The following is a 12,726-nucleotide window of genomic DNA, read 5'->3' as shown; positions in this document are numbered from 1 at the left end:
GCGGACGGCACCCCCATCCGCCCACACCGTAGGAACGCAAGCTGGATATTGCCCGACCGTCAGTCGACCCCCATCCCATTTGATACAGATTCTGCTGTACGGTTGTGGCATGAGGATCTTGTTCCCGGTCGAGGTGATGTCCCGGTTCGGCAAAGCACTGGCCGATCCCACCCGGGCCGCGGTGCTGCTGCAGCTGCAGCAGGGCCCGGCGGTGCCCTCGGAGTTGGCGGCCCGGATCGGGGTGAGCCGGCAGATCCTGTCCAATCATCTGGCCTGCCTGCGTGACTGCGGGCTGGTCGTGGGCGTGCCGGCCGGGCGCAATGTGCGCTATGAGCTCTCGGACCCGAAGCTGGCCCATGCCCTGGAGGACCTGTTGGGCACGATTCTCACCGTCGAGGCGGTGTGCCGGTGCGGCACCCCCGAGTGCGCCGCCGAGACGACAGCCGGTGCGGCCAGCATCCAGGAGGTTCCGGCGTGAGTGGGGAGCACGATCACGCCCACGCCGCCACCGGTCGGCGGGGCAAGCTGGCGGTGGTCTTCGCCATCACCGCCACGATCATGGTCGCCGAGATCATCGGTGCGGTGATTTCGGGCAGTCTGGCGCTGCTGGCCGATGCCGGGCACATGTTCACCGACTCGGCCGGGCTGCTGATTGCGCTGATCGCGGCGACCCTGGCGTTGAAGCCGGCCACGGACAAACGCACCTGGGGGTACAAGCGGGCGGAGGTCGTCGCCGCGGCCGCCCAGGCCTCGGTGCTGCTGGCCGTGGGCGGGTTCGTCGCCGTCGAAGGTGTCCGCCGGCTGCTGGAGCCCCCGGAGGTGGAGTCCTCGGCGATGCTGTGGTTCGGGGTGATCGGTCTGGTCGGCAACGTCATCGGGCTGATCATCCTGGCCTCGGGGCGGGGAGAGAACCTGAACATGAAGGCCGCGTTCCTGGAGGTCGCCAACGACGCCCTGGGCTCGGTGGCGGTGATCGTCTCGGCGATTGTCATCGCCACCACCGGGTGGACCCAGGCGGATGCGATCGTGTCCTTGCTGATTGCCGCCTTGATCGTGCCCCGGGCCCTGATCCTGCTGCGCGACACCATCGAGGTGCTCATGGAGACCACCCCGAAAGGCCTGGACCTGGAGGAGGTCCGCACCCGCCTGGAAGCCCTGCCGCACGTGGTCGGCGTGCACGATCTGCACGCCTCGCGCATCGACTCCGACACCCCGGTGCTCTCGGCCCACGTCACCGTCCACGACGGCTGCCTGAGCGCTGAGCACGCCGGTGTCGTGCTGGCGGATCTGCAGGCCTGCGTGGCCCGGGACTTCCACGTGACCATCGAGCACTCCACCTTCCAGATCGAACCGGCTTCCCACCGCCGGGACGAGACTCTCCGCCACTAGAACCCCTCCACTCCCGGTACGCCCTACTGCCTGAGACAGAACGGAACCCTTTGTGAGCACTACTGCCAGCACGAGCACCCCCCAGCGGAAACCCTCGAAGGCCAAGATCCTCGTGTGGATTCTGCTGGTCGCCATCGTGGCCGCCGTGGCCATCCCGATCCTCATCGCCCGTGCCAATTCCACCCCAGCGGTGCCCGAGGACGTGGGGCAGCTGGTGCGGGAGAACAGCCGGGTGCTCTCGAAGGCCCCGGATGAGCAGGCGGTGCTGGTGGAGTTCCTGGACTACGAGTGCGAGGCCTGCCGGGCCGCCTACCCCTTCGTCGAAGACCTGCGGGCCGAGTACGGCGACACCGTGACCTTCGTGCACCGGTATTTCCCGTTGCCGGGCCACCGCAACTCCGTCAACGCCGCGGTGGCCGTGGAGGCCGCCGCCCAGCAGGGACAGTACGAGGCCATGTATCAGCGCATGTTCGAGACCCAGGCCGAATGGGGGGAATCGGCCGAGGACCAGAGCGCACTCTTCCGCGGCTTCGCTGAGGACCTCGGCCTGGACATGGCCGCCTTCGATGCCGCGGTGGCCGATCCGGCCACCGAAGAGCGGGTCAAGCTCGATGTGGCCGACGGTGAAGCCCTGGGCGTGGCCGGGACCCCGACGTTCTACCTCGACGGAGAAGTGCTCAACCCCGAGTCCCTGGAAGCCTTCCGGGCCGCTGTCGAGACCGCAGCCACCGACTGACCCGATGACCAGTCCATCCCGCACCACCACCCCACCACCTTCGCCGTCGGCGCCGGCAGCGGCTGGGCGGCGCCGGGGCGTCGCCACCGCTGCTGTCATCGGTGTCGGACTGATGACCCTCACCGTGCTGTGGGTGGCCCTGAGCTCCTCCGGGGCCACCGCGGCCCGGGAGGTGCTCGATCCCGGGGCGATGGTGCGCTGGGGACTGCCGGCGGCCACGACCGTGCACCATCTGGCCATGTCCATCACCTGGGCCGGGCTGGTCTTCGCCACCACCGTCGTGCCCCGGTCCACCCCGGCCCACGGCGCGGGAACGCCCGGGGCCGAGCCCCCGGCCTTCGCCCGGGTGATGAGCGTGGCCGCGGTGGCGGCGGCGGTGTGGACGCTGGCCGCGGTGGCGATCATCGTGCTCAGCTACGCCGACACCATCGGTGCCCCCGTCTCGGGCTCGACCGAGTTCACCGGACAGCTGGGCTACTACGTGACCCGCCTGATTCCCGGCCAGGCGTGGGCGGTGACCGCGGTGATGGCCGCGCTCACCACCACCTTGGCCGTGCTCGCCCGCTCCCCGGGGCCGGTGGCCGCCACCACCGTGGTGGCCCTGGCCGCCGTCATTCCGCTGTCCCAGCTGGGGCACGTGGCCGGGGTCGATGACCACAACGGGGCCGTCAACGCCTTGGCCCTGCACCTGCTCGGGGCCGGAATCTGGACCGGCGGGATCATCGTGCTCGCCCTGCTCGTCCCGCTGCTAACCATCCCGCAGGCCACGCACGTCGTGCTGGTACGTTTCTCCGCCCTGGCCGCGGTGGCCTTCGTCCTGGTGGCCGTCTCCGGGGTCATCAACACCGTCTACCGGATCGGAGGATGGGACGGACTGGACTCCGGCTACGGGGCACTGGTGATCGCCAAGACGATCGCCACTGTGGCTCTGGGGGTGCTCGGGTACCTCAACCGCCGGGCGATCACCGCTGGGCCTGCGAGCCGGGGCAGGGTGTGGCGGCTGATCACCGTGGAGGTCTTCATCCTGTGCGCGGTGATGGCCCTGGGCGTGGCCCTGGGGCGCACCCCCACCCCGGTGCCCCTGGAGCGGGAACCGGACATCACGCCCGCCGAGATCCTCACCGGCTACCTGCTGCCCCCACCGCTGAGCGCCTCCGGGTGGGTCACCCAGTGGCGGTTTGACTGGCTGTGGATCGCCGTGGCGATCCTCGCAGCCTGCCTCTACCTGACCGGAGCGCGACGCCTGCGCTGCACCAGGACACCGTGGCCGGTGGCGCGCACGGTGGCGTTCCTGGCCGGACTCGTGCTGCTGGTCTATGTCACCTGCGGGCTGCCGGCCGTCTACGCCCCGATCCTGTTCAGCATCCACACCACCGCCCACCTGCTGCTGGCCTTCCCGGTGCCGTTGCTGCTGATCGCCGGGCGACCCGGGCTTCTGGCCGCGGCCCTGGTGCCGGCCCGCACCGACGGCTCCACCGGGGCGCGCGAGCTCACCACCGCATGGCGCACCTCCCGGACCGGGGTGCTGATGGCCCGCCCGATCCCGGCCGCGGTCCTGGTCCTGGCCGGGCTCGGTGTCTTCTACTACACCCCCGCCTTCGCCCTGGCCCTGCACACCCACGTCGGCCACGAACTGATGAACACCACCGCCCTGGTCCTGGGCCTGATCTTCGCCGCCGCCGTGCTGATCCCACCACGCGACCGGGCCGCGGTGCGCGCCCAGGCTCTGACGCTGGTCGGGACAGCCACCGCCCTGGGGCTCTGGGCGGTGGCCACCGCCCTGTCCCCAGCGCTGATCCAACCGGAGTGGTTCTCCGGGCTGGGAAGGGACTGGGGCCCCTCCCCGCTGGCGGACCAGCAATCCGCGGCCAGCTCCATCCTCCTGGCCGGGGTCCTGCCCCTGTTGGCCACCGCCCTGGCCGTCCTGGCCCGAAGACCCCAGTCCGGCACCCCTGTCATCGACAACGGAACCGTCAAGGACACCCACCATGGCTGACCCCACCACCAGCACCACCCATCACACCGACGCCTCCCCGGCCACCGAGACGCACCTGCCCGGCTTCGCCCGGCACCGGCCCTTCGCGGTCCTGCTGCTGGTGACCGGGGTGATCGGCTGGATCGCCTCCGGCGTCCTGGTGCTCGAGCGCCTGGCCCTTTACCGCGACCCCGGCCACGTCACCAGCTGCGACATCAACCCCTGGGTCTCCTGCGGGCAGGTCATGGGCACCTGGCAGTCGGAACTGTTCGGGTTCCCCAACCCGCTGATCGGGATCGTCGCCTTCGCCGTGGTCATCACCACCGCCATGGCGGCCCTCTCGGGGGCACGGTTCGGGCGCTGGTACTGGATCGGGCTGCAGGTCGGGGTCACGGCCGGGGCGGTGTTCGCGATCTGGTTGTGGTCCCAGGCGCTGTTCTCCATCTACATCCTGTGCCTGTACTGCATGATCGTATGGGCGGCGATGATCCCGCTGACCATCCTGCTCACTATCCGCAACCTGGTCCACGGGATCCTTCCTGCCCCGCCCGGGCTGGCCCGCTTCGCCGCCGAATGGGCCTGGACCCTGGTGGCCATCACCTACGTCGCGGTGGCCGCCTCGGTGTTCTTCCGCTTCTTCACCGCCTTCACCGGCCTCTGACCCACCCGGCCCCCGCACAGGGGAGGCCCTGGCCGCACCCCGGCCCCTGCCCAGCCGGAGATCACCACCGGGGCCCCAACGACACGGCGACTACCGGGCGGTCGGTGGCAGGGTCGCCACCCAGGCCACGCCCGCGGCGACCTGCACCATCCCGAGGCCCCGGGTCAGTCCGGGATGCTCGAGGAACGGGCGCATCGCCTGCTGCCACGGGCCGGGGCCGCGCACCCACCGGGCGGCGTGGCGGGCCGGGAACAGCGCCCCGACCACACCGTCACCAATGACCACAATGGCGATGCTCTCGGCGATACGAACTCCCATGACAGACCCCCGGGACGGTGACGACGAACAGCCAGATGGCTTCCATTGAAGCGCCCCCAGCGCCGATGTCAATGACAAGGCGGGGCGCTGGAGACGCCGATCGCCGCCAGCGGCGCAACGACAGGCCACGCCGGCGCAGCCCGCCAGACGACTCCACCCCCCCCAGGACCCCGATCACGCCCAGCCCCTGGTGTGCGCCGTCACCATCACCACCCCCGCAATAATCGTTATTTGGCGATACCATCGGGATATGACGAACAATGCGACTGTGACCGCCCTGGACCCGGCCGTGGCCCTGTTCCACTCGCTGTCCGACCCCACCCGCCTGGCCATCGTCGCCCGCCTGGCCTCCGGTGAGGCGAGGGTGCGGGATCTGGTGGAGCAGACCGGTCTGGCCCAGTCCACCGTCTCCGCCCACATGGGGTGCCTGCGCGAGTGCGGGCTGGTGGCCGGGCGCACCGAGGGCCGGCAGACCTTCTACGCCCTGGCCCGCCCGGAGCTGCTGGACCTGCTGGCTACTGCTGAGAGCCTGCTGGCCGCGACCGGGGCGAAGGTCGCGCTGTGCCCCACCTATGGAACTCCCACGGAAGAAGATCGATGAGCAACCCCACCACCACTGTCTTGTCCCCGGCCGAGACCGAACGGCTGACCCGGCGCGGGCTGCGCCTGGCCCAGTTCACCGTCGGCTACAACGTCATCGAAGGCATCGTCGCCGTCACCGCCGGTGTGCTGGCCGGGCTGGTCTCGGTGGTCGGCTTCGGCATCGACTCGGGCATCGAATCCATCGCCGCCGTGCTGGTCGCCCTGCGCCTCTCCGCCCGGCTGCGCCACGGTGAAACCGATGAGCGCAAGGAGAAGATCGCCCTGCGCCTGGTGGCGGTGACCTTCTTCATCCTCGCCGCCTACGTCACCGTCGAAGGCATCCGCTCTCTGCTCGCAGGCGAAGCCCCGGAGTCCTCCCCGGTGAGCATCATCATCCTGGTGGCCTCGCTGATCATCATGCCGATCCTGGCCGCGGCCAAGAAAAAGGTCGGCACGGCCCTGAGCGACAACCTCATCCTCGCTGACGCGGCCGAGACCAGGATCTGCGTGCTGCTGTCCGTGTCCACCCTGACCGGATTGCTCATCTTCGCCCTCACCGGGGCCGCCTGGGTGGACCCGGTGGCCGGATTCATCATCGCGGCCTTCGCCATCCACGAGGGCAAGGAAGCCTGGGAAGGCGAACTCGTCGAGGACGACGATGACGAGGACTGATCGACCTCCCCACCGCCTCGGTGGCCATGACCACTGCCCAGCACGCAGGGGCCCTGAATCCAGCAGGGCCCCTGCGCCGTTGCCGGCCCTGTGATGGATCCAGGACACGAGGTCCCTGCTTTACCTGGGACGAGCTAGCGGCCACACCCAAAAGAAGCGACGACGCAGCCCGGGGTTGGCTCCCGCTCAGGTGCTGGTGGCCGGCTGCTCCACCTGCTGTGGGGCGCGCACGATCTGGGCCAGCACCGCCAGCACAGGCAGCTCCACCAGAGGACCCACGACAAGGGCCACAGCGATCAGCGGCCGGTCCGGGAACGCGGCGACCGCGATGGCCAGGGCGATCGGGGAGTTCCGGGCGGTGGTGGTCATGGTCAGGGTCACCCTTTGGTCGGCCGGCAGGCGCAGGGCCCGGGCGGTGGCGGTGGCGGCCAGTGGGGCGAGCACGAAGAACGCCGCCAGCGGCACCAGCAGCAACGCCAGCTCGTTGAGGTGGGCCAGCACGGTGCGGGCCTGCCAGGCGAACATCGCGAACACCGCCAGGTACAGCAGCGGCAGCACCAGCCGCCCGGCCGGGTTGAGCACCATCTGCTCCCGCCAGGCCTCGCCGCGGTACCGGGCGGCCGCCCAACGGGCGAACAGGGCCACGGCCAGGGGCACGGCCAGCACCAGCAGCACCGACTCGGCCAGGGTGGCGACATCGACCATCGCCGCTTGCCCGCCCAGCAGCAGCACGTAGACCGGCAGCAGCACCAGCTGCAGGATCAGGTTCACCGGCAACAGGGCCGCGGCGATCCCGGCGTGGCCGCGGGCCATCGCGGTGAACACCAGATACCAGTCCGTGCACGGAGTCACCAGCAGCAGCAGGAGCCCGATCCGCAGATCCGGGGACCCACCCAGCAACCCGGTCCCCAGGGCCCAGGCCAGCAACGGGGTGAACACGAAGTTGAGCACCAGACTGGCCGCCACCACCACCCGGGCACGTTTGGCCTGGGCGAGCTGGGTGGCGTCCATCTGTACGAACACCGCCACGAGCATCACCATCAGCGCCGGCAGCACCACATGCTGGGCGGCCGCACCAACCGGCCAGACCACGCCTGCGGCGAGGCCGGCCACGGCGGCGACCGCCACCAGCACACTTTGCAACCGTTCCCACCAGGACATGTGGTGCTCCTACTTCTCGTGGGGATCGATGCCGGGCATCCGCCGGGCTTCGTCCAGGCGGCCCGCCGGAGACTTCTCGCGGCAGGGGCGGTCTGCTATGTCCACGCGGGGCGCGGTGGTTACGGAAGCCATGGGAGGACCGTAAACCTTCGAGCCTGGTAGAAGGTCAAGCCGGGGGTGCCTAGGGTGGGGGTGTGCGCATTTCCGAGGTCTCCGCCCGTTCCGGGGTGCCGGCCACAACACTGCGGTACTACGAGTCCGTCGGGCTGCTCGCCCCGCAGCGCACGGACAACGGCTACCGGGTCTACAGCGAGCACACGCTGGAGCAATTGGCGTTCATCGATGCCGCCAAAGAACTCGGCCTGGAGCTGCCGGAGATCAAGGACCTGCTGGAGCTGGCCGATACGGGGACCTGCACGAAGGTCAAAGCCGCCCTGCATCCACTGCTCACCGAGCAACTGCGGCAGGTCCAGGACAGCCTGGCCAAGCTGAACAGACTCCACGAGCACCTCAACGCCGCCAGCAGACACGTCATGGCCTGTCCCGACAGCCCTCAGCGATGCCGCTCAGAGTGCGCGTTCCTGGTGCTCTCCGACTCCCCGGGTCAGCGGTGGATCGATGACGGCGGCCGCGCCAGACGCCGAAGCCACTGGCAGGACATCCTTCGCCACTGCCCGGTGTCGGACGACGGCGACTCCCTGGTGGTCGAGGTACCCGTCGAGCGGCTCCTCGAGGTCTCAGCCCTGGCCCGGATCGAGCACGACAACGACCATGGCACGACCTTCACACTGCACCTGGAAGACGGGCGCTGTACCTTGACCATTTCCACCCAGGATCGGAGCACCTCGACCGTGTTCGACGCCCTCCGCGAAAGAGACCACGGGGACCTGGTCTCACCCTGAGCACGTCTCCCGAGGCGCGAACCGCCAACTGCATGCAGGGCAGTCGCGAAGGCCACGGCGGGACGCTCCCGCGCTGTGCCAAAAGAGCACCTGCAAGCATCACCTGTACACCTGGCCAGCTATCGGCCATTTTCTGCGCGGCGATGTTGCAGTAGGGGTTTCCCGGGGGCGGGTGCATCGCCAGGTCGCTGGCGGCCTGGCCGGGTCAGTCCGGATGGCGACCCGTCACGGCCGCGGCGTGTGGGTCCTCTGCGCCGGGGGAGGGAACCCGTCGGTCGGGCCGGTCGCGGGGATCCAGCCACGCCTTGGCCCGCAGGGCGGGCTTCTCGACGAGCCTCCAGGACAGCAGCGCCAGGGGCAGCGTCAGCACGAGGACGAGCACGGAGTTAACGGCCACGCCCCACGACGCGGTGCCGAGCAGCACGAGGAGCTGCTGCACCGGGTAGGCGTAGATGTAGACGCCGTAGGAGAGGTCGGTGCGGGTGGTCCAGTTCCGGGACGGGGCGGCGCCGAGGCCGAGGAGCAGCACGGCGAGCGGCAGCTGCCCGTACAGGTCCGCCCAGCCCTGGTCCGTCAGCACGGCGTAGACGACGCCGGCGCCCGCGACGTGCACCCAGGTGGGGCGCCACGTCCCCGCCCAGGCCCAGACCGCCGCGCCCGCCAGGAAGTAACCCACCAGCCGGGCGCCGCTGAAATAGATGCTGGTCGTGACCTCCAGCGGCCCTTCGAGCAGGGGGCGCAGGACGAGCACGACGAGGAACATTCCCGGCAGCACCCACCGGGCGTGCCGCGCCGCGACGGCGAGGCTGAGGACGAGCCCGATCAGCAGGTAGGCGAGGGCCTCGTGGAACAGCGTCCAGAGCGAGCCGTTCCAGGAGTCCGGGGCCGGGACCCGGACCAGGGTCCCGTCGATGCCCCACTGCGACATCTTCAGGTCGGCGTTGTTCAGTACGAAGCCAGCGGCGGAGGCCAGGTCGAGCGGCCTGCCCTCGAGTACGGCCGCGAGTGGGGCGAAGACGGCGGCCACCACGAGCAGGCTCACCAGGAAGGCCGGGTAGATGCGCAGGAACCGCCGCCAGAGGTAGGGCACCAGGGTGGTCCGCACCCTGCTCTCGGCGATGAGGTAGCCGCTGAGCACGAAGAAGCCGTTGACGGCTACGTCGGAGAGGAAAACGAGGGTCGGGCCGTCCGCGCCGGTCAGCGGCCAGGCGTGCCCGAGGATCACCAGGGACGCCAGGCCCAGGCGGATGGCGTTGAGGCGGTTGTGACGGTCGCTCAAGCGTTCTTGGAGAGTCGTGGCCACGGCAGCTGCCTTCCGAAAGTGTGCGGGCAGCGCGGCCGTTGTGGTCTGCTGCAGGATGTGGTCGGTCCGCCGGGTGCAGGAGCAGATGTGACCCCGGGCCCCCACCCGTCCGAGCACGAGTTTAGTTATGCAAATGCATGGTTGCGTGCTGTGCTGCACAAGTGGGGACGGAATCACGCCGGCAAACGGCCAACAAGGGGCCGTTTGGTTTACATATGGCCGGTTAGGGGACCGCGAGTAGGACGAGCAGGAACAGATTCGTCGTCATTGACGGCTCACGGAGAATCCAGGCCACAAAGGTGCGTTTGTTGGCCAGGATGATCCAAGGCCCTGGCTCGGTGCCAGCGCACAGGACCCCGATCGATGAGTAGTTGTGCGGAGGTGTCTGGGATGAAGTGGTCGCGGGGATGCTTCGTCACAGTGGCAGATGAATCAGGAGCCTCAACCCACCGTGCTGGCGGTCCCGGTGTGCACTCATTGCGGGTGCCGCTGGTCTGCCGGCAGTCCCCGTTCCGTCCAGCGGCGGCCATCCCTGCGTCGTTGCGAGGGGTGGCCGCCGCGGGAGGGGGTGCTCAGCTGAGGGCCGTGCGGGAACTTTCTTTGGTCAGCAGTACAGCGACCACGCCCGCAGCCAGGACGGTGATCCAGAACACCGCCACCAGGGTGAGGCCACCGACGATCATCAGCCCGGTGGCGATCATCGGGGTGAAGCCGGCGCCGAGCACTGAGGCGCCCTGGTAGGCCAGCGACGCACCGGTGTAGCGGACGCGGGTGGGGAACTGCTCGGCGATGAAGGCGCCGATCGGGCCGTACAGCAGGCCTTGGATCACGCCCTGGCCGATGATGATGGCCACGGCGAAGCCCCACAGTGTCCCGTTGTTGAGCAGGAGCATCAGCGGGTAGGCGGCCACGATGCCCATGACCCCACCGATGGTCAGCATTTTGCGGCGGCCGATGTGGTCGCTCATGCGGGCGGCCCAGAAGGTGACGAGGAGGGTCACGACCGCGCCGGCGGCCTTCCAGTTCAGCAGCGCTTCACGGTCGACTCCTTCTGCGGCGGCGATGGAGACTCCCCAGACGGTGAGCAGGCCCTGGCAGCAGTAGAAGCTCGTGGCGGCGACCAGTGCCAGGACCACCGCGCGCGGGTGGTTGCGCAGCACGTCCGTCAGCGGCAGGCGGCGCTTCTCGCCGACTTCGGTGAGCTGGGCGAACATGGGGGTCTCGGTGACCTTCAGGCGGATCACCATGCCCACGACGATCAGGACCGCGGAGAGCAGGAACGGGATGCGCCAGCCCCACTCCAGGAATTGGTCACCGGTCAGGGCCGAGACGGCCGAGACGACCAGGGTGGCGAGGATGGCGCCGGCCGGGCCGCCGGCGTTGGCGAAGACAGTGGCGAAGCCGCGCTTGCTTTGTGGGGCGTGCTCCAGGGCCATGAGGGCGGCCCCGCCCCACTCGCCACCGACGGCCACGCCCTGGACTAGGCGCAGCAGCACGAGGATGACTGGGGCCGCAAGGCCGATCTGCGCGGTCGTGGGCAGCAGGCCGATGAGCACGGTGGCTCCGCCCATGAGCAGCATGGACAGCACCAGCATCTTCTTGCGCCCGATGCGGTCGCCGTAGTGCCCGAAGACGATGCCCCCGAGGGGGCGGGCGAGGTAGCCGGCGGCCATGGTCGCGAACGAGGCGAACAAGGCGACGGCGGGGTCGAGGTTGGCGAAGAAGACGTGATTGAACACCAGAGAAGCGGCGGTGGCGTAGAGGATGAAGTCGTAGTACTCGATGGCGCTGCCGACGAAGCTCGATGCCAGAATGCGCCGCATGTCCTTGGTGTTCAGCGATTCCTGGACCGCCGGACCGGAAGGCGGCGGGCTCTGCTGGGTGGTGGTGGGTGTGGTCGTCACAGTGGCTCCTCAGAGGATGATGTGGGTCAGAGAGCGATACGGTCCAGGGCGGGATGCAGGTCGATGACGTCGAGGTCGTCGGGCACGTGGAAGACGCCGTCGAAGTGCAGTCGGGCTTCTTGCCACACCGCATCCGGTGCGGTGCCGGGCACGAGATGGTGCAGGGCCAGCTGGCGGGCCCCGGCCTGCTGGGCGACACGGGCCGCGTCGGTCACGGAGGTGTGGGACTTGTAGTGGTGGTCCCGCGCGGCACGGGAGCCCTCGTCGGTCTTGTCGCCGTAGAGCCGGTCGACGTAGCCGAAGTCGATGGCCTCGTGCAGCAGCAGGTCGGTGTCGCGCGCCAGCCGAATCATGTTCGGGGTGTAGGCGGTGTCGCCGGAGAAGGTGACCGAGCCCTCGGCGGTGTCGAAGCGCAGGCCGAAGGCCGGGGCGATCGGCGGGTGCTCGACGAGGATCGCGGACACGGTGACCAGCTCGTCGCGGTAGATCTCGAACGGGTCCATGTCCGGGGTCGGGTTGTCGTTGGGGTGGTAGCCGGTGCCGGCTGGGACGACGATGTCCTGGGCCTCGAAGAGCTCGAAGGGGGAGGGGCGCAGCGAGTCGATGATCCGGTCGTTGAGGTCCGTGGCGTGGGCCCGCATCAGGGTCTCGAACATTTCCTGCGTCCCCGGGGTCGGGCAGTCCGGGGCAAGCGGGGTGGGCGCCACGACGGCCCGCGGCGAGGCGGGCGGCAGCGCCCCGCGGTTGCCGGGGCCGATGATCCGCACCGGGTCACCGACCCGGTCCAGCAGCTCGTAGAGCCCGAAAATGGCCAGGCTGGCCAGGTCCACGGTGTGGTCCGAGTGCAGGTGGGTCAGGAAGATGCCGCGCAGGTCGCGGATCTCCAAGCCGGCCTCGGCCATCCGCCGGCCCACGCCGTGGCCACAGTCCACCAGGTAGACCGCCTCGCCCACTACGACGGCGGTGGCGATGCCGGTGCGCCGGCTCGCTGGCTCGGCACGCCACCAGCGCGGTCCGCCGGCGGTGCCGAGGGTGACGATGCGGGGTTGCAAGGAGTCGGTGTCCGGAATGCTCACGAATGTCCTCCAGGGAAAGTGGTGGGACTGGGAATAACCTCTAGTGT

General features: G+C 69.5%; 13 protein-coding genes. 8 read left to right on the top strand and 5 right to left on the bottom strand.

Annotation, left to right across the window (positions count from 1 at the left end):
• The first annotated feature begins 109 nt into the window (after window positions 1-109).
• From Q0817_RS12355 to Q0817_RS12335, 5 genes are all read left to right on the top strand, one after another.
• A complete protein-coding gene (locus Q0817_RS12355) occupies window positions 110-478 on the top strand; it encodes a helix-turn-helix transcriptional regulator (RefSeq protein ID WP_298587937.1) in 369 nt (122 codons plus the stop codon).
• Window positions 475-1,389, top strand: a complete 915-nt coding sequence (locus Q0817_RS12350; protein ID WP_298587934.1) for a cation diffusion facilitator family transporter — start codon at window positions 475-477, stop codon at window positions 1,387-1,389. The genes Q0817_RS12355 and Q0817_RS12350 overlap by 4 nt, the downstream gene beginning before the upstream one ends.
• Before the next feature lie 52 nt (window positions 1,390-1,441).
• Window positions 1,442-2,125, top strand: coding sequence for a thioredoxin domain-containing protein (locus Q0817_RS12345; protein WP_298587931.1), 684 nt, complete (start codon window positions 1,442-1,444; stop codon window positions 2,123-2,125).
• 112 nt (window positions 2,126-2,237) lie between these two features.
• Window positions 2,238-4,121 (top strand): cytochrome c oxidase assembly protein, encoded by a 1,884-nt coding sequence (locus Q0817_RS12340; protein ID WP_298587928.1) that lies wholly within the window; start codon window positions 2,238-2,240, stop codon window positions 4,119-4,121.
• Complete coding sequence (locus Q0817_RS12335; RefSeq protein ID WP_298587924.1) at window positions 4,114-4,761, top strand: vitamin K epoxide reductase family protein; 648 nt, start codon at window positions 4,114-4,116, stop codon at window positions 4,759-4,761. Before Q0817_RS12340 ends, Q0817_RS12335 begins: the two co-directional genes overlap by 8 nt.
• A gap of 90 nt (window positions 4,762-4,851) precedes the next feature.
• Here Q0817_RS12335 and Q0817_RS12330 read toward each other — a convergent pair whose 3' ends face one another.
• Window positions 4,852-5,079: a hypothetical protein gene (locus tag Q0817_RS12330; protein ID WP_298587921.1), complete on the bottom strand. Its 228-nt coding sequence runs from the start codon at window positions 5,077-5,079 to the stop codon at window positions 4,852-4,854.
• Window positions 5,080-5,329: 250 nt separating this feature from the next.
• On the opposite strand from Q0817_RS12330, the gene Q0817_RS12325 reads away from it, so the two are divergent.
• A complete protein-coding gene (locus Q0817_RS12325; protein WP_298587918.1) occupies window positions 5,330-5,680 on the top strand; it encodes a helix-turn-helix transcriptional regulator in 351 nt (116 codons plus the stop codon).
• Window positions 5,677-6,333: a cation diffusion facilitator family transporter gene (locus Q0817_RS12320; RefSeq protein ID WP_298587915.1), complete on the top strand. Its 657-nt coding sequence runs from the start codon at window positions 5,677-5,679 to the stop codon at window positions 6,331-6,333. The genes Q0817_RS12325 and Q0817_RS12320 overlap by 4 nt, the downstream gene beginning before the upstream one ends.
• A 186-nt stretch (window positions 6,334-6,519) precedes the next feature.
• On the opposite strand, the gene Q0817_RS12315 is transcribed toward Q0817_RS12320, so the two are convergent.
• The gene (locus Q0817_RS12315; RefSeq protein ID WP_298587912.1) at window positions 6,520-7,494 is read right to left on the bottom strand and encodes an arsenic resistance protein; all 975 of its coding nucleotides are present in this window, start codon (window positions 7,492-7,494) and stop codon (window positions 6,520-6,522) included.
• A gap of 194 nt (window positions 7,495-7,688) precedes the next feature.
• Between Q0817_RS12315 and Q0817_RS12310 the strand changes: the two genes are divergently transcribed.
• On the top strand, window positions 7,689-8,396 hold the full coding sequence (locus Q0817_RS12310; RefSeq protein WP_298587908.1) for a MerR family transcriptional regulator: 708 nt from the start codon (window positions 7,689-7,691) through the stop codon (window positions 8,394-8,396).
• A gap of 205 nt (window positions 8,397-8,601) precedes the next feature.
• Here the strand turns inward: Q0817_RS12310 and Q0817_RS12305 are convergent, their stop codons facing one another.
• From Q0817_RS12305 to Q0817_RS12295, 3 genes are all read right to left on the bottom strand, one after another.
• On the bottom strand, window positions 8,602-9,675 hold the full coding sequence (locus Q0817_RS12305) for an acyltransferase (protein ID WP_298587905.1): 1,074 nt from the start codon (window positions 9,673-9,675) through the stop codon (window positions 8,602-8,604).
• A gap of 596 nt (window positions 9,676-10,271) precedes the next feature.
• On the bottom strand, window positions 10,272-11,603 hold the full coding sequence (locus tag Q0817_RS12300; RefSeq protein WP_298587902.1) for an MFS transporter: 1,332 nt from the start codon (window positions 11,601-11,603) through the stop codon (window positions 10,272-10,274).
• A 26-nt stretch (window positions 11,604-11,629) separates the two neighbouring features.
• Window positions 11,630-12,679, bottom strand: a complete 1,050-nt coding sequence (locus tag Q0817_RS12295; RefSeq protein WP_298587899.1) for an MBL fold metallo-hydrolase — start codon at window positions 12,677-12,679, stop codon at window positions 11,630-11,632.
• Window positions 12,680-12,726: the final 47 nt, after the last annotated feature.

It is taken from the genome of uncultured Kocuria sp. (genome assembly GCF_947500125.1).
GTDB lineage: Bacteria > Actinomycetota > Actinomycetes > Actinomycetales > Micrococcaceae > Kocuria.
Note: the sequence above shows the minus strand (reverse complement) of the source record. Positions and strands in the feature narration are given on the sequence as shown.